17 protein-coding genes and 3 pseudogenes are annotated in these 24,690 nt (G+C 67.9%); 13 read left to right on the top strand and 7 right to left on the bottom strand.

The genetic code is table 11. From position 1 onward, the window contains the following. The first annotated feature begins 76 nt into the window (after positions 1-76). From QH168_RS15310 to QH168_RS15290, 5 genes are all read left to right on the top strand, one after another. On the top strand, positions 77-379 hold the full coding sequence (locus tag QH168_RS15310; protein ID WP_163825257.1) for a YggT family protein: 303 nt from the start codon (positions 77-79) through the stop codon (positions 377-379). Between the two features lie 69 nt (positions 380-448). After that, the gene (wag31, locus tag QH168_RS15305; protein WP_280235319.1) at positions 449-1,297 is read left to right on the top strand and encodes a DivIVA-like cell division protein Wag31; all 849 of its coding nucleotides are present in this window, start codon (positions 449-451) and stop codon (positions 1,295-1,297) included. Between the two features lie 48 nt (positions 1,298-1,345). After that, the gene (locus QH168_RS15300) at positions 1,346-1,546 is read left to right on the top strand and encodes a hypothetical protein (protein ID WP_280235318.1); all 201 of its coding nucleotides are present in this window, start codon (positions 1,346-1,348) and stop codon (positions 1,544-1,546) included. 331 nt (positions 1,547-1,877) lie between these two features. Then, on the top strand, positions 1,878-5,033 hold the full coding sequence (ileS, locus tag QH168_RS15295; RefSeq protein ID WP_280235317.1) for an isoleucine--tRNA ligase: 3,156 nt from the start codon (positions 1,878-1,880) through the stop codon (positions 5,031-5,033). Positions 5,034-5,449: 416 nt separating this feature from the next. Next, a complete protein-coding gene (locus QH168_RS15290; protein ID WP_432421101.1) occupies positions 5,450-5,989 on the top strand; it encodes a C40 family peptidase in 540 nt (179 codons plus the stop codon). Between the two features lies 1 nt (position 5,990). On the opposite strand, the gene QH168_RS15285 is transcribed toward QH168_RS15290, so the two are convergent. Continuing rightward, positions 5,991-6,866, bottom strand: a complete 876-nt coding sequence (locus QH168_RS15285; protein WP_280235316.1) for a UTP--glucose-1-phosphate uridylyltransferase — start codon at positions 6,864-6,866, stop codon at positions 5,991-5,993. An 844-nt stretch (positions 6,867-7,710) separates the two neighbouring features. Here QH168_RS15285 and QH168_RS27585 point away from each other — a divergent pair. The 4 genes and pseudogenes from QH168_RS27585 to QH168_RS15270 all read left to right on the top strand — a co-directional run. Continuing rightward, positions 7,711-8,751: pseudogene (locus tag QH168_RS27585) on the top strand (DNA polymerase IV); the annotation flags it as partial. Between the two features lie 552 nt (positions 8,752-9,303). Then, positions 9,304-9,477, top strand: a pseudogene (locus QH168_RS27580) (DUF3553 domain-containing protein); the annotation flags it as partial. Between the two features lie 117 nt (positions 9,478-9,594). After that, on the top strand, positions 9,595-10,095 hold the full coding sequence (locus QH168_RS15275) for a hypothetical protein (protein ID WP_280235314.1): 501 nt from the start codon (positions 9,595-9,597) through the stop codon (positions 10,093-10,095). 118 nt (positions 10,096-10,213) lie between these two features. Further along, a complete protein-coding gene (locus QH168_RS15270) occupies positions 10,214-13,489 on the top strand; it encodes an arabinosyltransferase domain-containing protein (protein ID WP_280235332.1) in 3,276 nt (1,091 codons plus the stop codon). 55 nt (positions 13,490-13,544) lie between these two features. On the opposite strand, the gene QH168_RS15265 is transcribed toward QH168_RS15270, so the two are convergent. Together QH168_RS15265 and rarD are read right to left on the bottom strand one after the other, a co-directional pair. After that, positions 13,545-14,468: an ADP-ribosylglycohydrolase family protein gene (locus QH168_RS15265; RefSeq protein WP_280235313.1), complete on the bottom strand. Its 924-nt coding sequence runs from the start codon at positions 14,466-14,468 to the stop codon at positions 13,545-13,547. A 162-nt stretch (positions 14,469-14,630) separates the two neighbouring features. Further along, on the bottom strand, positions 14,631-15,572 hold the full coding sequence (gene rarD / locus QH168_RS15260; RefSeq protein WP_280235312.1) for an EamA family transporter RarD: 942 nt from the start codon (positions 15,570-15,572) through the stop codon (positions 14,631-14,633). A 77-nt stretch (positions 15,573-15,649) separates the two neighbouring features. On the opposite strand from rarD, the gene QH168_RS15255 reads away from it, so the two are divergent. Then, positions 15,650-18,073: a cation-translocating P-type ATPase gene (locus tag QH168_RS15255; protein ID WP_280235311.1), complete on the top strand. Its 2,424-nt coding sequence runs from the start codon at positions 15,650-15,652 to the stop codon at positions 18,071-18,073. Positions 18,074-18,115: 42 nt separating this feature from the next. Here the strand turns inward: QH168_RS15255 and QH168_RS15250 are convergent, their stop codons facing one another. Both QH168_RS15250 and QH168_RS15245 read right to left on the bottom strand, forming a co-directional pair. Next, complete coding sequence (locus tag QH168_RS15250) at positions 18,116-18,583, bottom strand: VOC family protein (protein ID WP_280235310.1); 468 nt, start codon at positions 18,581-18,583, stop codon at positions 18,116-18,118. Positions 18,584-18,676: 93 nt separating this feature from the next. Beyond that, the gene (locus QH168_RS15245; RefSeq protein ID WP_432421103.1) at positions 18,677-19,567 is read right to left on the bottom strand and encodes a hypothetical protein; all 891 of its coding nucleotides are present in this window, start codon (positions 19,565-19,567) and stop codon (positions 18,677-18,679) included. 207 nt (positions 19,568-19,774) lie between these two features. On the opposite strand from QH168_RS15245, the pseudogene lspA reads away from it, so the two are divergent. The 3 genes and pseudogenes from lspA to QH168_RS15230 form a co-directional block, all read left to right on the top strand. Next, a pseudogene (lspA, locus tag QH168_RS15240) lies at positions 19,775-20,344 on the top strand (signal peptidase II); the annotation flags it as partial. A gap of 344 nt (positions 20,345-20,688) precedes the next feature. Beyond that, positions 20,689-21,615, top strand: coding sequence for an RluA family pseudouridine synthase (locus QH168_RS15235; RefSeq protein WP_280235309.1), 927 nt, complete (start codon positions 20,689-20,691; stop codon positions 21,613-21,615). Positions 21,616-21,666: 51 nt separating this feature from the next. Continuing rightward, positions 21,667-22,404: a hypothetical protein gene (locus QH168_RS15230; RefSeq protein ID WP_280235308.1), complete on the top strand. Its 738-nt coding sequence runs from the start codon at positions 21,667-21,669 to the stop codon at positions 22,402-22,404. Between the two features lie 257 nt (positions 22,405-22,661). Here the strand turns inward: QH168_RS15230 and QH168_RS15225 are convergent, their stop codons facing one another. Then, positions 22,662-23,486: a PhzF family phenazine biosynthesis protein gene (locus tag QH168_RS15225; protein ID WP_280235307.1), complete on the bottom strand. Its 825-nt coding sequence runs from the start codon at positions 23,484-23,486 to the stop codon at positions 22,662-22,664. A gap of 138 nt (positions 23,487-23,624) precedes the next feature. Continuing rightward, positions 23,625-24,690, bottom strand: a 1,066-nt coding sequence (locus QH168_RS15220) for an AMP-binding protein (protein ID WP_280235306.1), incomplete at its 5' end; no start/stop codon positions are given.

Raw genomic sequence — 24,690 nt, 5'->3', positions numbered from 1 at the left:
GGGGAGAGCCGGATGCGGGTCGAACGGGGCGGCGCGGTCATTTTGCGCGACGCCGATTTTGCGGCAGAGTGAGGTCGTGGCCTTGTTCGCGGTGCTGTACTTCGTGCTGTTCATCTTCTGGCTGTTGCTGATCAGCCGGGTGATCGTCGAGTTCATCCGTAGCTTTGCCCGTGACTGGCGCCCCAGTGGCATCGTGGTCATCATCCTCGAAGTGATCTTCACGATCACCGACCCTCCGGTGAAACTCCTGAGGCGGTTGATACCACCGGTGTCATTGGGGGGAATTCGGCTCGATCTGTCGATAATGGTCCTGCTATTCATCGTCTTCATCCTGATGTCGATCGTGAGCAGGCTCGGGCAGCCGGTAGCCCCGGTGTGACAGAATGGGCCGAGGACACAGCTCGCCAGATCTGCTAGATCTCCAAAAGACGCGTGAAGGGATCCTTCCATGCCGCTGACCCCAGCCGATGTGCACAACGTCGCGTTCAGCAAACCGCCGATCGGGAAGCGCGGCTACAACGAAGACGAAGTAGACGCCTTCCTGGATCTTGTGGAGCAGGAGCTCTCGCGCCTGATCGAGGAGAACGCGGATCTGCGCCAGCGGGTTGCCGAACTCGATTCCGAGCTGGCCGATGCGAAGAAGAATCGCGGTAACGCGGCGGTCGCCACGGCGAAACAGCCGGTCCAGCAGGCACCTCCGCCGGAACCGGTGAAACCACCGGTGCCAGCGGCGCCGCCCGCGCCGATCCCCGCACCGGCACCGGCCGCCAAGGATCCCGCGGGCGCCGACTCCAATCTGCAAGCCGCCAAGGTGCTCAGCCTCGCCCAGGAGATGGCCGACCGCCTCACCAGCGATGCCAAGAGCGAGTCCGAGAGTTTGCTGTCGAACGCGCGGGCAAATTCCGAGCGACTCGTCGGCGATGCCCGCACCCGCTCCGAGGCGATGATCGCCGACGCGCGTCAGAAGTCGGACGCGATGCTCTCGGACGCGCAGACCCGTTCGGACAACCAGCTGCGCCAGGCCAAGGAGAAGGCCGACGCGCTGCAAGCCGATGCCGAGCGCAAGCACACCGAGATCATGGCGACCATCACCCAGCAGCGCAGCGTGCTGGAGAGCCGGATCGAGCAGCTCAAGACCTTCGAGCGCGAGTACCGCGTGCGGCTGAAGTCCTATCTGGAATCGCAGCTCGAGGAGCTGGAGAACCGCGGTTCCGCGGTGCCTGTCGATGGCGGCGAGGCCTTCGACACCGCTTCGAACAACCTCGCGCCCGCGTCGTTCGCCAAGGGTGGCAAATAGCCACACCCCAGACGCAGTCGGGCCGCCTGGCATCCCCTGGGGGTCACCATGCTCGTCTTGACGCTTGTCCTCGCCGCGATCGGCTTCGCCCTGCTGGTAGCAGCACTGACCACCGGTTCGGTGGTCTGGGCGTGGGGTTGCATCGTGGTGTGTGTGGTCGGTGCGGTGTTGTTGCTGGTGAGCGCACTGTCGATGCGCAAACCCGAGGGTGACGACCAACCCCCGCAGGGCAGGCATGCCAAGCGCTGAGCGTTTGCCGGTTCCTTCGACGCCCGCCCCATCGCGGCGCTCGAAATACTGGTTTGACCGAACTGGTTAGAATCAAACATGAATACGGCGTCGATCCGGCCATCACCGGGGAGCCTTCGGAAGAACGGTGTGTCGGTCCTGATCGGGGCGGTGGCGCACTCATTAGAACCGAACGGGAGAGCCCGTTACAGCTCATTACGAGAGGTCCGGCGCCGGTAGGGACGCCAGGACAAGCGGGGTGGTACCGCGGTTGCGGCGCATCGGGCGCCGGAGTCGTCCCCGTGCCGAGGAGATTGCGCTACGGCGCACGGGCACGAGGAGACGCACCGCGATGGCGGACGAAACATCCAGTAGCAGCGCATATCCGCGCGTCGACCTCGGCGCCGGGCCGGGTGCGTCGTTCCCCGACCTGGAACGCGCCGTGCTCGACGCCTGGGCCGCCGACGACACCTTCCGCGCCAGCATCGACAACCGCACGCAGGCGGGCGATGCTCCCACCGCCGACGACGAGTTCGTCTTCTACGACGGTCCGCCGTTTGCCAACGGTCTGCCACATTACGGTCATTTGCTCACCGGATATGTGAAGGATCTGATCCCGCGTTTCCAGACGATGCGCGGTAAGCGGGTCGATCGGCGATTCGGTTGGGACTGTCATGGACTTCCCGCGGAAATCGAGGCGGAAAAGCAGCTCGGTATCACGGACAAATCACAGATCGACGCGATGGGGCTCGCGGAATTCAATGCGGCCTGTAAAACATCGGTACTTCGGTATACCGGGGAATGGCGCGACTATGTCACCCGTCAGGCGCGCTGGGTCGACTTCGACAACGACTACAAGACCCTCGATCTCGACTTCATGGAGTCGGTCATGTGGGCGTTCAAGTCGCTCTACGACAAGGGTTTGATCTACCAGGGTTTCCGGGTGCTGCCCTACAGCTGGTACGAGCAGACCCCGCTGTCGAACCAGGAGACCCGCCTCGACGACGCCTACAAGATGCGTCAGGACCCGGCGGTCACCGTGGACATGGTGTTGCGGGTACCCGCCGAGCATCCGCTGCACGAGTTGGACGGCGCCAACGCCCTGATCTGGACCACCACGCCGTGGACGCTGCCGTCGAACCTGGCGATCGCGGTGCACCCCGATGTGCGGTACGTGCACCTGCGGGTGGCCGATGGCAAGCGCTATCTGCTCGCCGCCGAACGGGTTTCGCACTACACCCGTGAGTTCGGTGCGGAGCCGGAGGTGCTCGCCGAGTACGACGGCGCCGCTCTGGTGGGGCTGTCCTATGCGCCGCCGTTCGATTTCTTCCTCGGTCACCCGAACGCGCACCGGGTGCTCTCGGCCGATTACGTCACCACCGACTCGGGCACCGGTGTGGTGCATCTGGCACCCGCCTTCGGTGAGGAGGACATGGACGTCGCCACGGCCAACGGCATCCAGATCGTGCAGCCGCTGGATCCGGGTGGCAAGTTCACCTCGATGGTGCCGCCGTACGAGGGCCTGATGGTCTTCGACGCCAACCCGGTGATCATCAAAGACCTCAAGGCGTCCGGAAAGCTGCTGCGGCACGAGACCATCGAGCACTCCTATCCGCACAGCTGGCGTTCCGGTCAGCCGCTGATCTACATGGCGGTGCCGTCCTGGTTCGTGGCTGTCACCCGGTTCCGTGACCGGATGGTCGAGCTGAACAAGCAGATCACCTGGGTGCCCGAGCACATCCGTGACGGCCAGTTCGGCAAATGGCTCGAAGGTGCGCGCGACTGGAACATCAGCCGGAACCGGTACTGGGGCAGCCCGATCCCGGTGTGGGTGTCCGACGATCCGGCGTATCCGCGCGTGGACGTCTACGGATCGCTCGACGAACTCGAACGCGATTTCGGCGTGCGCCCGACCGATCTGCACCGGCCGATGATCGATGAGCTCACCCGCCCGAACCCGGACGATCCGACCGGCGCATCCACCATGCGCCGGGTGCCGGAGGTGCTCGACTGCTGGTTCGAATCGGGCTCGATGCCCTATGCGCAGGTGCACTACCCGTTCGAGAACAAAGACTGGTTCGACAGCCACTTCCCCGGCGATTTCATCGTCGAGTACAACGGCCAGACCCGCGGCTGGTTCTACACGCTGCATGTGCTGTCCACCGCGCTGTTCGACAGTCCGGCCTTCAAAACCGTTGCCGCGCACGGCATCGTGCTTGGCGACGACGGGCTGAAGATGAGCAAGTCCAAGGGCAACTACCCGGACGTGAAGGAGGTGTTCGACCGCGACGGCTCCGATGCGATGCGCTGGTTCCTGATGAGTTCGCCGATCCTGCGCGGCGGCAACCTCATCGTCACCGAGCGTGGTATTCGCGAGGGTGTGAGCCATGCGCTGCGGCCGCTGTGGAACGCGTGGACGTTCTTGCAGCTGTACGCCTCGAAGCCGGGTGAGTGGCGCACGGATTCGCCGCATGTGCTCGACCGCTACATCCTGGCCAAGCTCGCCGCGACCAGGGATGTGGTCACCGAGGCGCTCGAGGTCTACGACATCGCCGGCGCCTGCGATGAGCTGCGCACCTTCGCCGACGCGCTCACCAACTGGTATGTGCGCCGGTCGCGGTCGCGATTCTGGGAAGAAGACCGCGACGCCGTCGACACCCTGCATACGGTGCTCGAGGTGACCAGCAGGTTGGCGGCGCCGCTGCTGCCACTGGTGACCGAGGTGATCTGGCGTGGTCTGACCGGTGGCCGTTCGGTACATCTGACCGATTGGCCCACCGCCGGTGAGCTGCCGCACGATCCCGAGCTGGTGGCGGCGATGGATGAGGCACGCACGGTGTGTTCGACGGTGCTGAGCCTGCGCAAGGCGCAGAACCTGCGGGTGCGGCTGCCGCTGGCGGAGGTGACCATCGCCGCCGGTGACGCCGAGCGGCTGGCGCCCTACGCCGACATCATCGCCGACGAGGTGAACGTCAAGAAGGTGGATCTGACCACCGACGTCGCCGCGCACGGCCGGTTCGAGCTGGTCGTCAACGCCCGCGCCGCCGGTCCGCGCCTCGGCAAGGACGTGCAGACGGTGATCAGGGCGGTCAAGGCCGGTGAATGGTCGGAGACCGCCGACGGTGTGGTGAGCGCGGCCGGGATCGACCTGCTGCCCGAGGAGTACACGCAGCGTCTGGTGGCGGCCGAACCGGAGTCCACCGCGGCGCTGCCGGGCAATGCGGGCCTGGTCGTGCTGAACTCGGTGGTCACCGAGGAACTGGAGGCCGAGGGTTGGGCTCGCGATCTGATCCGCGATCTCCAGGAGACGCGTAAATCGCTCGGTCTCGACGTCTCCGACCGGATCACGGTGGTGCTGGAGGTGCCAGCGGATCGGCAGGAGTGGGCCGCGACCCATCGGGAGCTGATCGCAGGCGAAATCCTGGCTACCGAGCTGACGTTCGGTGCGGCGGGTGCCGCTGCGGCCGAATTGGTCGGCGGGGTCCGCGCCGCGGTCGCGAAGGTGTGACGCTGCCCGGTGTGGGCGAGGAGACCGGCTCCTCGCTCACACCGGGTCGTGCACCGGTCAGGGCTGTCATCTGTGCTGGTCGTGGTCTCGGAGTCGTCGATGCCGTGCGCATCGCGGATCGGTGCTGCCGTGTTCGGATGCGGTCGGCGATCTGATGGTGCAGGCCGCCCGGTGGTGTGCGTGATCTTCTGGGGGCTGCGTTCGGTCCGCACTCACAGGCGGTGTGAGTGATGTAAATCACACACTGAATAGTTGCTGAACCCGTGGTGTGTGCATTTCCGGCGCGGCACAATCGGGCTGTTGCTGCTGGGGCACATGATCCTGCTGGTGCCGCAGTGACTATCGGTACGGATTGTTCTACCTGATACGCGTCCCGGTGGGCGGCTCGTCGGCCGGGCCGACCGAAGGGCGAGCACGTGACGAGAACCCCGCTCCGCCGGATCATCACCGGCTTCTGCTTCGCCGTCCTCACGGCATCCACCCTGGCCGCGCCCGCCGTGGCCGATACCGGTAGCGCCTCGGGAAGCGGCGGCTCCGGCTCGTCGTCGGGCTCGGGATCCGGTTCCGGCTCCGGCAGTTCCAGCGGTTCGGCCGCATTGCCGCTGCCGAGCGCGGCCGGGCTCGGCGCACTGGCGGCGGCCGTCACCCAGACCGGCAAACCCTACGAATGGGGCAGCGAAGGCCCGCATTCCTGGGACTGCTCGGCCCTGGTGCAATGGGCGTACGGGCAGGTCGGCGTGCGACTGCCGCGCACCACCTGGGAACAGGCCGAGGTGGGTGCGTCGGTCCCGCGGTACGCGCTCTCGCCCGGCGATGTGGTGATCCTCAACGCCGATGCCTCCCACGTCGGCATCTACGCCGGATTCGGCCAGATCTTCAACGCCTACGGGCGCGGCGTCCCGGTCGGACTCGCCCCGTTGAGCCAGTTCGAGATCTACTCCATCCGGCGCTTCTGAATCAGTCGATCAGCTGGCGCAGCCGCGGGCCGTAATCCGGATGGGCCAGCGCCGAAGCGAACTGGGCCACCAGGTAGTCGGCCGGATTGCCGGTGTCGTACCAGCGGCCCTGGATGACCTGCCCGTAGACGGCGTGCGCGGTGGCGAAGGCATTGATGGCATCGGTGAGGTACACCTCGCCGGTGCGGTGGGTGTACCAGCGTTCGGTCTGCTGACGCAGCTCCTCGATGATGCCCGGGGTCACCACGTACCCACCGATCGCCGCGTACGCCGAGGGTGCGTCCTCCGGCTTCGGCTTCTCCATCAGCCCGGAGATCCGCAACAGGCCGTTGTCGAGATCCTCGTGCACCATCGGCACGCCGTAGCGCTGCGATTCGTTCGGATCCATCGGCATCAGCGCCAGCACCGGGCATCCGGTGGTCTCGTAGGCGGTGATCAATTGCTGGGCACGCGGCACATCGGCGACGAAGACGTCGTCGGGCCACAGCACCAGCATGGGCTCATCGCCGAGCGCGCGGGCGGCATTGAGCACGGGTGTGCCGTTGCCATAAGGCCCGTGCTGGTCCAGATAGGTGATGTGCCCGGCCCGCGAGAGCTCGCCCACCTCCTCGACCGCATCGGCGTACGCGGTCTTGCCGTCGGCGCGCAACTGCGCCACCAGCGCCGGATTGGGCCGGAAGTGGTCCTGGATCAGCGATTTACCGCCGCTGACCACGATGGTGATATCGGTGATCCCGGAAGCGACCAGTTCGCGCACGGTGTGCTCGATCACCGGCTTGTCGCCGACCGGCAGCATCTCCTTGGGGATCGCCTTGGTCAGCGGTAGCAGGCGGGAACCGATACCGGCGGCGGGAATCACAGCCTTGCGGATCATCATGGACCGATCATCACATATCCGGCCGGGCGCCGAGTCCGATCCCCGTGTCGGCTCAGCGGTTTCTCAGCTCTCCCGCCGCCGCGATCCCCGCTGGTCACGGTCGGTGGCACCGCCTCCGGCGTGGCCAGAAATCGATGGGCAATCCGGTAGCGACGAACCGGCATCACCCGTGACCGGCACACACCGGACGAGATCTGTCGGTGGCCACGCGTAGATTCCCGCCCATGCGCGCCTGTCCGGGGACCATCACCGAGTGCGGAATGTCGCGTCCGGCGGCGGAGAGCGTCGAAAACCGGCGGCGGATTGCCCGAGCGGCGCCGCTCACAGTGTGCGTCGGCCGTGAGACAACGCGTCGGGCTCGGACCGCCGCAGGCGCTGGTCTCGGCGGCGCCGAGGACCTGCGTGCTGTTGTTCGCGGCCGGAGACCGGGACGGCCACCCGGTGACCGGGTGCGAGGGTGCGCATCGATACCCGGTTCGGGCGGTGCGCCCCTGGTGCGTGTGCTGACGCGGGGTACGGAACGACTCTCGGGTGAGGAAGACGTTCGTTGCCGGGTGCGAGGGTGCGCGTCTGTGTCCGGTCGGGGTGAGGTGCGACGGTCGGCGTGTGTGTCGACGCGGGGAGCGGGATGGCTCAGTGCTGAAAGGGCAGTCTGCGGCTGGGCTCGGAGGCCCATGTCGGTGTTCGGTTCGGGTGAGGTGTGATGGTCGATAAGGGGGTCGAGGCCGCGTCTCAGCCAACGATCGGCGAAGAGTTGGTGAGCGTGCAGCATTCGGCGGCGTTCACCGGGGGTGCGGGCGATGCCGGGGACGTCACTTCCCGGCGGTGGGTACTGCATATCGATATGGACGCCTTCTTCGCCTCGTGTGAGCAGCTCACCCGGCCGACGCTGCGCGGCAGGCCGGTGCTCGTGGGCGGCACCGGGGGACGGGGTGTGGTTGCCGGGGCCAGCTATGAGGCGCGGGTGTACGGGGCGCGTTCGGCGATGCCGATGCATCAGGCTCGGCGGCTGGTCGGGGTGACGGCGGTGGTGGTGCCGCCGCGCGGCGCCGTCTACGGGGTGATGAGCGGGCGGGTGTTCGACGCGCTGCGCAGCCGCATCCCGGTGCTGGAGACGTTGTCGTTCGATGAGGCGTTCGCCGAACCCGCCGAACTCGTCGGCGCGACCGTCGCGCGGGTATACGAGTTCTGTGCCGAGCTCCGGGCGCTGGTACGCGAACGCACCGGACTGGTCGCCTCGGTCGGCGCCGGCACCGGCAAGCAGCTGGCCAAGATCGCCTCCGGGCTGGCCAAACCCGATGGCATCCGGGTGGTGTCGCCCGCCGAACAGCAGGCGATGCTCGCCGCGCTGCCGGTGCGCAAGTTATGGGGGATCGGGCCGGTCGCCGACGGTCGACTGCGGTCGCTCGGCATCGAGACCGTCGGTGCGTTCGCGGCGCTACCGGAATCGGAGGCGGTGTCGATCCTCGGTAGCAGCATCGGCGCCGCGCTGCACCGGCTGGCGCGCGGGATCGATGACCGGCCCGTCACCGAACGGGCCGAGGCCAAACAGATCAGCGCCGAAACCACCCTCGAACACGACATCGTCACTCTCGACCATCTGCGTCTGGCGATCGAGGAGATGGCCGCATCCGCGCACCGCCGCCTCGGCCGCGACGGGCGCGCCGCCCGCACCGTGGTCCTCAAACTCAAGAAATCCGATATGAGCATCGTCACCCGGTCGTTCACCCTGCCCTACGCCACCGAGGACCTCGCCACCCTCACGGCCGCCGCTCAACGCTCCGCCATCGACCCACAGGAACTCGGCCCCATCCGCCTGGTCGGCGTCGGCTACGCGGGCCTGTCCGACGTCCGCCAGGAATCACTGTTCCCGGAACTGGACCGGATGCCCGACCTCGGCCCCGCCATACGTGACGAGCCGATCGTCGTCGACGAGCCCGCACTCATCCCGGCCGCTGGACACGATGCTCATCCGGGGGCGCCGTCCGCCGACATGGGGATGGCGTCACCGGTGCACTCGCGCCCGAGTTCGCCCGATGAGCGTGCGGTGTCGCCGGTCGGTGCGCCGCGCGATCAGTCGGAGGTGGGTGCTGTCGGCGGGCAGCCCGGCCTGCCGGGTGCGGGCGCTGTGTCGCCGGTTCATACGAGACCTGATGTGCCCGACGCGCGTGCCGTGTACCCGGTCGGCCCATCACCCCACGGGAGATCCGAGAATGCGCAGGTCGATGCCCTCGGAACGGTATCGGGTGGCGAACCTTCCGCGGCGGATGCCGGACAAGCCGGCGAACCGGTTGCCGCAGCATCCAGCGCGGCGGTGCGTGAGTTCGGGGCGCGCCGATCGTCGGCTCGGTCGGGGTATGCCGGTGGTGCCGGTGCGGCGGTGGGTGGAGCCCGTGAGGCCGGGCTCCGACCGGAGGAACAACACCTGGCATGGCAGCCGGGGACCGATGTGCGGCACGCGGAGTTCGGGCACGGTTGGGTGCAGGGTGCCGGGCATGGTCGGGTGACGGTTCGGTTCGAGACGCGCTCGACGGGGCCGGGTCCGGCGCGTACGTTCGCGGCAGAGGATCCCGATCTGTCCCGGGCCGACCCGTTGGCAAGTCTGGACTGACGGATGCTCGCCGGTGGGACCGGCGGGTAGCCTTGGTACCTCGTGCAGCGTCGCCGGTCGGGCGGGGCTGCCATCGTGCCAACGACACAACCCCACTCACACACAAAGGACGAGCAGTTGAAGCTTCGTAAGACCGGACGCATCGCCATCGCGGGCCTGGCCGTCGCCGCCGCGCTGACCATGACCGCGTGTGGTAGCGACGACAAGGATTCGGACAAGCCGGCCAAGTCGACCACCACCAGCCAGTCGGCCGCTCCTGCCGCCGACCTGCCGCCGGTTCCCACCGCCGAAGAGCTGAACGTTCAGTTGCAGCGCGCACTCGACCCGAACGTGCCGAACGAAGAGAAGCTGGACGGCATCCAGGGCGCCGAAGCGGATCCGAACCTGCCGGGCACCCTGACCCAGGCCTACCAGCAGTCCGGCGCCAGCATCGAGGTGACGAGGGTGACCGCGTTGGGCGATACGGTGAGCGCCGACGCGAACTTCGTGATCAACGGCCAGACCAACCCGGTCCAGGTGCCGTTCGTCGCCGAGGACGGCAAGTGGAAGGTCCAGCAGCAGTGGGCCTGCGACATGCTGAAGCTGGCCAACCTGCAATCGGCGGCCTGCCCGGCCTGATCGGGTCACCGCTTCCGAGTACCGCAGTGGCCGGTGCCCCTGGTCGGGCATCGGCCACTGTGCTGTCCGGCCGTGCCCGGGATCGCCCACGCTAGTATCGGGCCCCGTGGCTGACACGATGGTGTGGGCGGGCGAACGGCCCGGCGAGACGACCGATCCCCGTCCGGCGCAACCCGATCGCGGTGGCCGGGCCCGGATGGTCGCCATCGTCGCCGCACTCATCGGTGCGCTCTGCGCGCTCGCCGTCCCCTTCCTGCCCGTGCGCATGGACGCGGCCACGGTCAGCTGGCCGCAGGACGACGCGGCCCGCAGTATCGAGGCTCCGCTGGTGTCCTATGCGCCGATCGGACTGACCGCCGAGGTCCCGTGCGCCGCGATCACGCGGCTCGCCGATTCCGGTGGCGTCGTGGCCTCGACCATTCCGCGGCAGTCGGCGGATATGGAGCGCTACGGGTTCGTCCTCAAGGTCGTCGCCGATACACCGGAGCGGCCGGGGCGCGTCGACGCGGTCTCGCGTAACACGCTGCTGTGGTCGTCGCCGCTGGCCGATATCCGCGACCAGGGGTGTGCGCTGTCGATCGACATCTCGACGGCGCGGTCCGAGATCGCGGTGACCGGTGCGGGCCCGGCGGGCGCGGTCGTCGAACGCGATGTCCGACCGCAGGTGGTCGGGGTGTTCAGCGATCTGGCGGGCGCCGCCCCCGACGGTATGCGCATCGATATCGAGGTCGACTCGCGGTACTCCACCTCACCGACCCCGCTCAAGCTCGTCGTCATCGCGCTCGCCGTACTGGCCACACTGGTCTCGCTGGTGGCGTTGTACCGCCTCGACCGGACCGACGGCCGCTCGTCGCGGCGGTTCCTGCCCTCGCGCTGGTGGCGGCTGAAGCCGGTCGACTGGGTCGTGTTCGCGACGCTGCTGGTGTGGCATTTCATCGGCGCCAACACCTCCGACGACGGCTACATCCTCGGTATGGCGCGCGGTGCGCAGAGTTCGGGCTACATGTCGAACTACTACCGCTGGTTCTCCGTCGACGAGGCGCCCTTCTACACGCCGTACACCGATGTGATCGGCTGGATGACGCAGGTGTCGATCGCCAGCACCTGGGTGCGGCTGCCGGTGCTGTTGTCGGCACTGGTGTGCTGGTGGGTGATCAGCCGTGAGGTGCTGCCGCGGCTCGGCGTCGCGGTGCGGGGCAGCAAGATCGCGGTGTGGACCGCGGCGCTGGTGTTCCTCGCCTTCTGGCTGCCCTACAACAACGGTCTGCGCGCGGAGTTCGTGGTGGCGACCGGGGTGATCCTCACCTGGGTGTCGGTCGAACGCGCCATCGCCACCCGGCGGCTGCTGCCCGCGGCGCTGGCGATTCTCATCGCCGCGATGACCTTGACCGCCGCCCCCTCCGGTGTGATCTGTGTGGCCGCGCTGATCGCCGGTGCGCGCGCGATGACAGCGGTGATCGTGCACCGCGCGCAGACCGTCGGCTATCTGGCGCAGCTGCTGCCATTGCTCGCGGTGGGTGTGGTGGTGCTGCCGGTGATCTTCGCCGACCGGACCTTCACCGCGTTCACCGAGATGCTGTACGTGCACGATCGGATCGGTCCCGGCGAATCCTGGTTCTTCGAATATCTGCGTTACCAGTACCTGATCCAGCCCAGCGGTGACGGCTGGCTGACGCGCCGCTTCGGCATGTTCCTGATGCTGTTGTGTCTGCTGGTCTGTGTGGTCACCATGCTGCGCCGTGGCGGGCACATCCCCGGCACCGCGGCCGGGCCGTCGCGTCGCATCATCGGCATCACCTTCGGGGCCATGCTGCTGATGATGTTCGCGCCGACGAAGTGGAATCACCAGTTCGGTGTGTTCGCCGGGCTGGCGACCTGCGCCGCCGCGCTCGCCGCCGTGGCGGTGAGTGCGCAGGTGATGCGCCCGGTGCGCAATCGGGCGCTGTTCGCGGCCGCGGTCTTGTTCACCCTCGCCATGAGTTTCGTCGCCGCCAACGGCTACTGGTACGTGTCGTCCTGGGGTGTCCCGTGGTGGGACAAACCGCCTTCGGTCGCCGGCTTCGGTTTCTCGACGTTCCTGATGGGTCTGACGGTGCTCGCGCTGGCCGTGGCCGCCTGGTTCCACATCCGACCGGGCGCCGAACCGGAGCCCGGTTCGGTGACCGGACGTGTCGCCCGGGTACCGGTGCTGATGATCGTGGCCGCCGCCATGGTGGTGTTCGAGGTGGCCTCCTTCGCCAAGGCGGCAGTATCCCAGTACCCGGCGTACTCGCTGGCGAAATCGAATCTGGCCGCGACGTTCTCCGATGGCTGCGGGCTCGCCGACGATGTGCTCGTGGAGCCGAACCCGAACGCATCGATGCTGCCTCCGCTGTCCGGTGATCCCGCCGCCGCCCTCGCCGGTACGGAATCGGTCGGATTCACCCCGAACGGTGTCGCCCCGGTGCTGGTGTCCGACGAGGTCGAAACCGATACCGGCCGAGCCAATACGGTCTCATCGGATCCCGATGAGATCCGTGATGCGGAAGCGTCGGCGGGTTCGACCTCGGACACCTCGTCCGGTAGCGGCGTGAACGGCAGCAGCGTGCCGTTGCCGTTCGGACTCGAACCGGCCACCACCCCGGTGCTCGGCACCTACAGTCCCGGCGACCAGGCTCCGGCCACGCTGACCACCGGCTGGTATCAGCTGCCGGAGGCGGTCGACGGCAACCGCGGCGACATCATCGCCATCGCGGTCGCGGGCCGGATCCGTTCGGTGGATGCCGATGGTGTGGAGCGCCAGGGGCAGCGACTCGAGGTCGAATACGGCACCACCGGGCCCGACGGCAGTGTCGCGCCGCTGGGCACGATCCTTCCGCTGGATATCGGCCCGGCGCCGGTGTGGCGCAATGTGCGCGTCCCGCTGGACCAACTGCCCGGCGAGGCCGATGTGGTGCGTCTGGTCGCCGAGGACAAGGATCTCGGCGGCGACCAGTGGCTGGCCGTCACCCCACCGCGGGTGCCGCAGACGACGACGCTCAACGAACTGCTCGGTACACAGACGCCGGTGCTGCTCGATTGGTTGGTCGGGCTGAACTTCCCCTGCCAGAACCATATGCCCACCCGTTACGGCGTCGCCGAACTGCCGCGGTACCGGATCCTGCCCGACCGCGGCGGTGCCTCCATCACCAATATGTGGCAGGCCCACGACGGTGGTGGTCCGCTCGGTTGGACCCAGCTGCTGTTCACCGCCCGCACCCTGCCCGCCTATCTGAACCACGACTGGGACAAGGACTGGGGGTCGATCGAACAGTTCATCCCGATCGACCCGGAGGCCGAAGCCGCGCGGGTCTCCGTCGAACAGGTCCGGCGTTCGGGCATGTGGACACCGGGGCACATCATCACGTCGTACTGAGGTCGTCCGAGGTGGGTGCGTCACCGCCCACCTCGGACACAGTCGAACCGGTCGGCTATCCCGTGTTCTTCTCGACGATCCGGTGGGCGAGCGGGATCAGATCGTCGCCGGTCAACCCCGGGTAGCCGTGCAGGATCTCGCGCCATCCGGACGGCACCGCCGACGCGCCCCAGCGCGCACCGAGCAGGGCGCCCGCGATGGCGGCGGTGGTATCGGTATCGCCACCGGCGCGCACACACTGTTCCAGCGCGCGTGGCAGGTGTTCGGGTCCCGACTGTTCAGTGGTGGTGATCGCCCACCACGCGGTCTGCAAGGCGTGCACCACCCAGCCGTTCTTCGGGAAGTCCTGCGGTGCACCGGATTCGGCCTGATCGAGCAGCGGTATCCAATAGTCGGCGGCGGCGCAGGCGGCGGCGTAATCGCGGACACCGTCGAAGTTCGCCTCCAGAATGGCGTGCCGGATGGCGTGGCTCCACATCTTGCAGGCCTCGATGGCCTGCTGGTCGTGATGGGTGAGCAGACCGATGGCACCGGCCACCCGGATGCATTCGTCCGGTCGGGTGAGGAAGGCGAGCGCGACCGGTCCGGTGCGCATGAGGGAGCCGTTACCGCCGGTCAGGCCGGGCAGGGACATGGCGACCGCCTGCATATCGCGCGCCGATCGCGGTGCCGCGCCGAGCACCTTCGAGGTCTGCACCCCCACATCCGGCGGCTGCGAATCCCACCACCGCATGAACCCCGCCGCCACCTCGTCCAGATCGATACCGCCCGCACAGGTGTCGGCCGCGAGCGCGATCGCCATGGCCATCGAGGTGTCGTCGGTCCATTGGCCCGGCGCCCAATCGAAGACGCCGCCGCCGACCATGCCGATCACCGAGTCCGGGCCGGGGTGGGTGAATTCGTAGCCCGCACCCAGCGCGTCACCGGCGGCGCTGCCCACTAGTGCTCCCGCGGCCCGGTCCAGGATCTCGTCGTTCACAGGCGTCTCGACCTCCGATATCAGTGCGCTCCATGGTGATCCCGCCGTCGATGCCGGGAACGAATCGCGCAGAATCTAACCGAAACGAGTTTGTCGCGCCCCTTTTCTGTGTGGTTTCACAGCGCGCCGCGCGGACGGGTCGATCCTTACCCTGTGCGGACCTCAGCGTGGCTTCTCGCCCAGGTCGGTATCGACCGGTTCGGCGGCTCGTCCGCGTCCGCGGGCCAGCGCGTGCACGGTGAACACCGCCAGCGCCGCCCAGATGAGCGCGAAACCGGCCCACCGCGAGGCGGGCATCGGTTCACCGGCCACCGCGACACCCCACGCCAGTTGGAGGGCGGGGGTGAGGTATTGCAGGATGCCCATCGTCGACAGCGGGACCCGTTGTGCGGCAACCGCGAACAGCAGCAGCGGGACCAGGGTGACCGGCCCGGTCGACATCAGCAGCGCGGTATGGGCGGGGTCGGCGCCGAAGGTGCCCTGTCCGGTGACGGCGAGCACGATCACGAACGCCAGCGCGAACGGCGCCGCGATCAGGCCCTCCGCGGCCACCCCGCGCAGCGCGTCCAACGGGATCACCTTCTTGACCAGACCGTAGACGGCGAACGAACACGCGAGCGTGATCGCGATGAGCGGCGGGCTGCCGTAATCGATGGTGAGCACCACGACCGCGAACGCGCCGAGCCCGAGCGCCACCCACTGCGCCACGGCCAGTCGTTCCCGGAAGATGATCACCCCGAACGCCACCGTCACCAGCGGATTGATGAAGTATCCGAGCGCACATTGCACGACCTGCTCGGAGGTGACCCCGTAGACGTAGACACCCCAGTTCAGTGAGATCGCCGCCGACGCCGCGGCCGCGTAGCGCCAGGTACTCGCCGAGATCTGCCGCAGCTCACCGAGCCTGCCCACCGCGATCAGCACGATCAGCACCACCACCAACGTCCACAGGATGCGTTGCGCGAGCACCTCGGTGGCGGGGGCGAAGGCCAGCAGGCCGAAGAACGCGGGGAACGAGCCCCACGCCGCATACGCCCCGATACCGAAGCCGACACCTGGGATCGATTCGGTTCTCCGCACTCGGCGACGGTACTTCTCGATCATGTGCGTGGCCGCATTCGCACCACCCACGGGTGGCAGGAGACCGGCTTCACCGCACGGCGTCGCTTAGGCTGACAGCCATGTCGATATCCGTGCAGGCGCCGCGTTCGACCGGGCTGACCGCTGCCGAGGTGGCCGATCGCCATCGGGACGGTCGCACCAACGATGTGCCGGACCGCGCCAGCCGTTCGGTGCGCGATATCGTCCGCGCCAATGTCTTCACCAGGATCAACGCCATCCTCGGTGTGCTGTTCGTCCTGGTGATGGCCACCGGGTCGGTGATCGATGGCATGTTCGGGCTGCTCATCGTCGCCAACAGCGCGGTCGGCATCATCCAGGAGATTCGCGCCAAACGCACCCTCGATCAGCTGGCCATCGTCAGCCAGGCCAAGCCGACCGTGCGCCGCGACGGCCGGTCCGAGCAGATCGCGCCGAAGGATGTGGTGCTCGACGAGCTGATCGAGCTGGGGCCTGGCGATCAGATCGTGGTCGACGGCGAGGTCGTCGAATCCGAACTGCTCGAAGTCGACGAATCGCTGCTCACCGGTGAAGCCGATCCGGTGCACAAGGAGCTGGGTGCGCAGGTGCTCTCGGGCAGCTATGTGGTGTCGGGGTCGGGCGCCTACAGCGCCACCAAGGTGGGCCGCGACGCCTATGCGGCCAAGCTGGCCGAAGAGGCCAGTAAGTTCACGCTGGTCAATTCCGAACTGCGCAATGGCATCGACACCATTCTCAAGGTCATCACCTACCTGTTGATCCCGGCGGGTGCGTTGATCATCTACAACCAGTTGTTCTCCAGCGGCCAGTCCTGGCGGCCCGCGGTCACCGGCATGGTGGCGGCGCTGGTGCCGATGGTCCCCGAGGGTCTGGTGCTGATGACCTCGATCGCGTTCGCCGTCGGTGTGGTGCGGCTGGGGCGGCGCAAATGCCTGGTGCAGGAGCTGCCCGCGATCGAGGGCCTGGCCCGCGTCGATGTGGTGTGCGCGGACAAGACCGGAACCCTCACCGAGAACGGGATGCGGCTCGCCGATATCAAGGTGCTCGGTTCGGCCGACGACGCCGAGGTACGCCGGGTGCTGGCCGCCATGGCCGGTGACGATCCACGACCCAATGCCAGCGTGCAGGCCATCGCCGAGGGGCTGCCCGAGCGCCCCGACTGGCGCTACACCGCGGTCGCACCGTTCTCCTCGGCGAAGAAGTGGAGCGGGTTCTCCTACGGTGAGCACGGCGACTGGCTGCTCGGCGCGCCGGATGTCCTGCTGGATCCGGGCTCGGCGGATGCGCGGATGGCCGAGGAACTCGGGTCCTCCGGATTGCGCATCCTGTTGCTCGCCCGCGGTGACCGCCCGGTCGACGCGCCCGACGCTCCCGGCACGGTGACCCCGGCGGCGCTGGTGGTGCTGGAGCAGAAGGTGCGCCCGGACGCCCGCGAGACCCTGGACTATTTCGCCAGCCAGGACGTGTCGATCAAGGTCATCTCCGGCGATAACGCGGTGTCGGTCGGTGCGGTGGCCTCTTCGCTCGAGCTGCCCGGCGGCGATCACGCCGTCGACGCGCGCGAGCTTCCCGAGCAGCGCGACGAACTAGCGGATGTGCTCGACCGGGAAACCACCTTCGGTCGGGTGCGGCCCGATCAGAAGCGCGCCATGGTCGGTGCGTTGCAGTCGCGTGGACACACCGTCGCCATGACCGGTGACGGGGTGAACGATGTTCTCGCGCTCAAGGACGCCGATATCGGTGTCGCCATGGGTTCGGGCAGTCCCGCGACCCGTGCGGTGGCCCAGATCGTGCTGTTGGACAACAAGTTCGCAACCCTGCCGTATGTGGTGGGGGAGGGTCGCCGGGTGATCGGCAATATCGAGCGGGTCTCGAATCTGTTCCTCACCAAGACCGTGTATTCGGTGCTGCTGGCGTTCCTGGTCGGTCTGGCGGGTGTGGGTTCGCAGATCTTCGATTACGAGCCGATCGGGTATCCGTTCCTGCCGCGCCATGTCACCATCGCGGCCTGGTTCACCATCGGCATCCCGGCGTTCATCCTGTCGCTGGCGCCGAACAACGAACGGGCGCGCTCGGGTTTCGTGGGCCGGGTGATGCGGCTGGCGATCCCGTCCGGTGTGGTGATCGGGGTGGCCACCTTCGTCGCCTACCTGATCGCCTACGCGGGCCCGGAGGCCACCGACGAGCAGACCGTGCAGGCGGGCACCACCGCGCTCATCACCCTGATCATGATCGCGGTGTGGGTGCTGGCCATCGTGGCGCGGCCGTACGTGTGGTGGAAGGTGGTGCTGCTGGCAGGGTCGGTGCTGGCCTATCTGCTGTTGTTCAGCTTCCCGTTCACCCGGGAGTTCTTCAAACTCGATCCCTCCAATGTCTCGCTCACCACGGCCGCGCTGATCTGCGGTGCGGTGGGTATCGTCCTGGTCGAGGCGGCCTGGTGGATCACCGCCTCGCTGCGCCATGAGGAACACAAGCTCATCCCGGCCTCGCCCGGCGGTGCGGCCTGAGTGACCCCGGCCGCGGTGGGGCGCGGCCGGGGCCGGTAGCCGTCAGGAGGTGCCGGTGAACTGCGCCATCCGCCGTTGCATCTCGTCGGGTGCGACGTCCTCGACGTGGGTGGCGACGGTCCACTGATGGCCCCACGGGTCGGTGAAACTGCCCGAGCGGTCACCGTAGAACTGGGTTTCCACCGGTGTGATCGCCGTGGCGCCCGCGGCGATGGCGGCGTTGTAGGTGGCATCGGCGTCGGGTACGTAGATATTGAAGTTGACCGGTGTGCCGCCGACCGTCTTCGGATCGCGGAAGTTCATCTCCGGTGCGGGATCGCCGAGCATGAGCACGCAGTCGCCGACCAGCAGCTCGCAGTGGGCGACCTTGCCGTCGGGGCGCGGCATCCGCATACGTTCGGTGGCGCCGAAGATCTGTTTGTAGAACTCGATCGCCTCGGCGGCGCCGTCCACGGCGAGGCCGGGACTGATACTCGGATAGCCCTCGGGAATCGGGGAGACATCGGACATCGCAAGACCTCCTGGTCTCGATCGGTTGTCGGACAGTCCCGAGCCTAGGCCCGGGCACCGACACATCGACACCGATCCCGCGAACCGGCGGCCCTATTCGCCCCAGGACACCCTGGTGCTGATCGTCTGCCGCAGCAGCGTGTCGGTACGCGGGTCCACATAGGATTGTTGCCCGCCGAGGTCGATCGCCCCTGACACCGGCAGTGGCAGACCCAGATCGACGATGATGGTGCCCGCCCCCGTCATCGCATAGTCCTCGATCCGGAGGGTGCCCGCGTCGTTGGGCAGATTCCAGGTCCGCGATTTCGGCGTCTGGGCGACGGTCAGATCAATGGTCAGCCGGTCGCCTTCGCGTGCGGTCAAGGTCGCCGTGGTCACCTGGTCGAGTGCCACCCCGCCGCTCACCTCCTGCCGTACGCTCCACACCGCGCCGACGCCCACCGGCTCGTCCGGGAACGTGATCGACTGGTACACCGCCTGATAGAACGCCTGCTCGATCGCCGCGCGCGCGGGATTGGAGGTGTCCGGTGAGGGCGCGAGCCGTAAGGCGGTGATCGCGCCGAACTCGCTCATGTCCAGACCCGCGTGCGAACCGTCGGCGGCGGTCAGCGCCTGCGATAACGACGGATCGGGGGTGGTGACGGCGCCGAGGGTGAGGTCGACGCCCGCGGTACTTGTGCGCGCGGTCAACGGGATGGTCAGCGCCGGATGGGAGAAATCGCGTGGCGGTTGATCGTTGATCTGCTGCTGGATGCGGTGATCGGTGCGCAGCGTCACCTCCTGCACGGTGCCGTCCGGGAAACCGGCCCGCAATGTGCCGCGTGGTTCGCTGCCCGGCTGGTCGACGGTCGCCACCGCCGCGGCGATCGGCACCGTCACCTCACGCCCGATGCCGAGCGGCTCGGTGCCCTCCGACTCCGACGACGGCTCGGCCCCGTCGCTGCAACCGACACCGAACGCCGACAACCCGACCGCGAGCACCATGATCAGCACGCCGGAACGAGCGATCCGGGGTGCGTGGGGAGAAGACAACACCGTCACGAGCAACAGAGTACGACCGATTCCTGAGTGTCAGCTGGGACATCTGCCGCCCGCTTCCTGAGTGTCCGCCGCGACATCCGGGTGTCCGCATGGTGCGGATCGGCCGGGACATGCGGAGACCGCAGCACAGTGCCGTTCGCGCCTCGAGAGATGATGGTCGGCGTGAGTGACGACCGGCCACCCGAGCCAAGCACCGCCGACCAGTCCCCCGAGGGTCCGGCACGCCCACCGCAGCGACTGCGGCTGTTGCTGGTGATCGCGGCGGTGTTGTTCGCGCTCGACCTGCTCACCAAGGTCATCGTGGTCGCCACGCTGACCCCCGGTGAGCCGGTGTATCTCATCGGCGATGTCGCGCGGCTGAGCCTGGTGCGCAATCCGGGCGCCGCGTTCTCCATGGCGACCGGGATGACCTGGCTGTTGACGCTGGTCGCGGCCGCCGTGGTGATCGGTGTCATCAGGATCGGGCGCACGCTGCGGTCGACGTGGTGGGCCATCGGACTCGGCATGGTGCTCGGCGGCGCGCTCGGCAACCTGGTGGACCGGTTGTTCCGTTCGCCGGGCCCGCTCCAGGGACATGTGGTCGATTTCGTCGCCGTCGGCTGGTGGCCGGTGTTCAATGTGGCCGATTCGGCCATCGTGTGCGGTGCGATCCTGCTCGTGGTGCTGACGGTGTTCGGATTCGAACCGAACGGCAATCGCATCGGGCGTGGTGACGATGAGACCGAGACCGAGACTGCGGGCGCCGGGAACGGATCGGCCGAATCCGAGGCCGCCGATGGCGATCCCGAGGACGATTCGGATGCTGGCGGTCCGAACGGTGGCGCCGGTCCGAAGGCGGATGCGAACGGTCCGGCCGGTGACACAGCCGCGAAAGCGGGCCGGAACGGGTTGTCCGGCGACGCAGGTTCGAGGGCGGTCGCGAGCGGCCCGGATCGTGAGGCAGATTCGAATGCGGGCGTGCAGGGACTGTCCGGCGACGCCGCGCAGCAGGCGGGCGCGACCGATGTAGTCGACCCCGCCACCACCGACAATGCCTCGGCCAAGGCCGACGAGGGGAGCGCGGCGTGAGGGAAACCAGGACCATGCCGGTGCCCGATGGGCTCGACGGCATGCGGGTCGACGCGGGTCTGTCGCGGCTGCTCGGGCTGTCGCGGACGGCTGTCGCGGCGCTGGCCGAAGAGGGCTCGGTGCAGCTCGACGGTGTGGCCGCCGGTAAATCGGATCGGCTCACCGCGGGCGCCTGGCTCGAGGTGGTGTTCCCCGAACCGAAGCGCGAACTCACCATCGAGGCCGAACCGGTGGAGGGCATGAAGATCCTCTACGCCGACGACGATATCGTCGCGGTCGACAAACCGGTCGGCGTCGCCGCGCATACCGGTGTCGGCTGGTCCGGGCCGACGGTGGTCGGCGGGCTGGCCGCGGCCGGTTACCGCATCTCCACCTCCGGTGCGCATGAACGGCAGGGAATCGTGCACCGGCTCGACGTCGGCACCTCAGGGGTGATGGTGGTCGCGCAGTCCGAGCACGCCTACACGATGCTCAAACGCGCGTTCAAACAACGCACCGTCGACAAGCGGTATCACGCACTGGTGCAGGGGCATCCCGATCCGAGCAGCGGCACCATCGACGCACCGATCGGCCGGGCCCGTGGCAACGATTGGAAGTTCGCGGTGACCGCCGACGGACGGCCGAGCGTGACCCATTACGACACCGTGGAGGCGTTCCAGGCGGCGAGCCTGCTCGATATCCATCTGGAAACCGGCCGCACCCATCAGATCCGGGTGCACTTCTCCGCGATCCGACACCCCTGCTGCGGTGACCTCACCTACGGCGCCGACCCGCGCCTGGCCGAACGCCTCGGCTTGCAGCGGCAGTGGTTGCACGCGCGTTCACTCGGCTTCCAGCATCCGGCCGACGGCAGGTACCTGGAGATCACCAGCGAGTACCCGGCGGACCTGACCAATGCGCTGGACGTTCTGCGCAATGCGTGAGCGGCGCTTCGGTACCCGAGGCGCCCGGTCTTCGCGGAGCGGGTGCTGACGGTGCCCGAGGAGGCGGAGCCCGTCCGGCTCGACCCCCGAACCGAGGACGACGCGCCGTCCGGTTTCCGGACGACGCGCGCCATGCGTGCGGCATTCGCGGCGACTGTCGCGGTGGTCGTGGTCGTCCTGATCGTGGTGGGTGCGGGACAACCTCCGCGCTCGGATGGTGTGTCCACCGATCGGCTGGGCCCGGAGCAGGGCGAGACGGTCCCGGATTATCTGGTGCGGGCGCGGGATTCGCTGACCGGCACCGATACCGGCGAGCGGTGGGCGCTGGTGTCGTTCACCGAATATCAGACTCCGCAACAACTTCCCGGACGTGCGGGTGGGCTCCGGGTGGGCCGGGTGCTGTATCAGGTGCCGCTGCCCCGTGTGCAGACCCAACTGGTGACGGTGCAGGTCCCGGCCGGTGACGAGGTGGTGCTGCGGTCGGCCGAGGACGCCGCGTGGCAGTTGCGGGACCAGCTGAGCCGGTCGGTGTATGTCGACGAACGCACCGAGAAGGTCACCACCGTCTCGGTCGACCGTCTGCGCGCCGGATGTGCGTGCGCGGTGGGCCTCATCGTCCGCGGAAACTCGGACCAACTGCGAAACCTCGCCACCCAGAACGGGATCCGGGCCGTCGAGGCCCTACCGGCCGACGCCGTGGCGGGCGGATTCGCGATCGTGCCACTGCTGCCCGACGCCACCGGCACCGTGGCGCCGAGTCCTGACGACGGCCCGGTCCCTGATTTCTGAGCCGGATCATCGGGCCAGCCGACGGTGATAGCCACGCCGCAGCGGCGGTCGTCCGGTGTGACGACCGCCCGCGGTGAGCATGTGCACTCGGTCCGGGCTGCGTTGGTGGATGGCGAAATCCGAATCCCCGCGCGCCGCCGCGGTAGAACACCAGGTCATTGCCTCTGGTGTGGGGCTCGGATCGGCGGGACGACACGCAGCCGAACGTCAGAGTGCGTGGCGCGCACCCATGGCCGCGTCGGCAGTCCGGCGCCTGCTCACAGCTGGTCCGGCAGCGTGACCACACCGTCCAGATATCGACGGCACCGTCCGATCAGCAGCACCCGGTCATCGATCAGTTCGGTGCGCAGCAGCCCGCCGCGCCGCGACAGCTGACGAGCCGTGAGTCGGTTGCGGCCCAGTTCGCGGCTCCACAGCGGCACCAACTGGGCGTGCGCCGACCCGGTCACCGGATCTTCGGGGACACCGACACCGGGACCGAAGAATCGGGATACGAAGTCCACCTCGTCGCCGCGCGCGGTCACCACGGCGCCGCGGGGCAGCGGCGGGAAGCGGTCCAGTGCGGGCCGCGCGGCGCGCACCTCCTGTTCGGTGGCCACCACGATCACCGCGTCGGCGCCGGTGTAGGCGCGCACGGGTCGCACGCCCAGTGCCGCGACCAGCGTCGGATCGGGGTCGGTCTCGATGGACGGCACCACGGGTAGGTCGAGCACATACTCGTCGTCATCGGTCCGGTCGACGTGCAACCATCCGCTGCGGGTGTAGAAGGAGACCCGGTCGGCGCCGGGCTGGATATCGGTGAGGATCTGCGCCGCGCACGCCAGCGTCGCGTGCCCGCACATCTCCACCTCCACCCGAGGGGTGAACCAGCGCAGATGAAAGGCAGGCCGATCGCCGGGCGGCGGCCCGGCCTCCGCGGGTAACTCGGGAGTGTAGAAGGCCGTTTCGGCGAGGTTGTTCTCCTCGGCCAGTTGTTGCAGCAGCGCATCGGGCAGCCACGACGGCAATGGCATCACCGCGGCCGGGTTGCCGGAGAACGGTGCGTCGGCGAACGCGTCGATCTGATGCAGCAGAACCTCCATGGGCAAGAAGTTACTCCAACTCTGAATAACCGCTTCGCGCAAGGTATCTCGGAGGTGCGCCAGGTCATGCGTCCACTTGGGTGACCTGGCGGCGGACCCGATCCCCCTCACGGATCGGGTTCGCCGCCTATTCGGGGGTTACCCGCGGGTTATGGACTCGAACACTGCCGGGTCGACCAGGGTGGAGGTGTCGCCGAGTTCGCGGCCTTCGGCGACGTCACGCAGCAGCCTGCGCATGATCTTGCCGCTGCGGGTCTTGGGCAGCTCCGGGACGATATGGATATCGCGGGGGCGGGCGATCGGGCTGATCTGCTGGGCGACTTCGGCTTTGAGTCGGGTGATCAGAGCGGTTCGGTCCTCCTCCGCCGCAGCAGCTTCGGCGGTGAGAATGGCGAAGGCGACGATGGCCTGACCGGTGGTGGCATCGGTCGCGCCCACCACGGCGGCTTCGGCCACGGCGCTATGGGTAACCAGGGCGGATTCGACTTCGGCGGTGGAGATGCGGTGCCCGGAGACGTTCATGACGTCGTCGACCCGGCCGAGCACCCAGAGATCACCGTCGGCATCGAGCCGGGCGCCATCGCCCGCGAAATACCATCCGGACGCACCGAACCGGTCCCAGTAGGTCTCCTGGAATCGCTGTGGATCGTTCCAGATGCCGCGCAGCATGGACGGCCACGGTTGATCCAGCACCAGTAGTCCCGATGCGCCGTGCCCGAGTTCGGCGCCGTCGTCGTCGACCACCTGTGCGGAGATGCCGGGCAGTGGGGTCATGGCCGCACCGGGTTTGGCGGTGGTGACACCCGGTAGCGGGGAGATCATGATGGCGCCGGTTTCGGTTTGCCACCAGGTGTCGACGATCGGCGCCGAATCGGCCCCGATCACCTCGCGGTACCAGCGCCAGGCTTCGGGGTTGATGGGTTCGCCGACCGAGCCGAGTACGCGCAGTGAGGACAGGTCGTGGGCGTCGGGGATGTCGCGGCCCCATTTCATGAAGGTGCGGATCAGGGTGGGGGCGGTGTAGTAGATGGTGACGCCGTATTTTTCGATGATTTGCCAGTGGCGGTGTTCGTCGGGGTGGTTGGGGGTGCCTTCGTAGACGATTTGGGTGGTGCGGTTGGCGAGGGGTCCGTAGACGATGTAGCTGTGTCCGGTGACCCAGCCGATGTCGGCGGTGCACCAGTAGATGTCGGTGTCGGGTTTG

Source organism: Nocardia cyriacigeorgica (assembly GCF_029868385.1).
GTDB classification, from domain to species: Bacteria; Actinomycetota; Actinomycetes; order Mycobacteriales; family Mycobacteriaceae; genus Nocardia; species Nocardia cyriacigeorgica_F.
The sequence above is the reverse complement of the archived record's forward strand: the minus strand, read 5'-3'. Positions and strand labels throughout refer to the sequence as shown.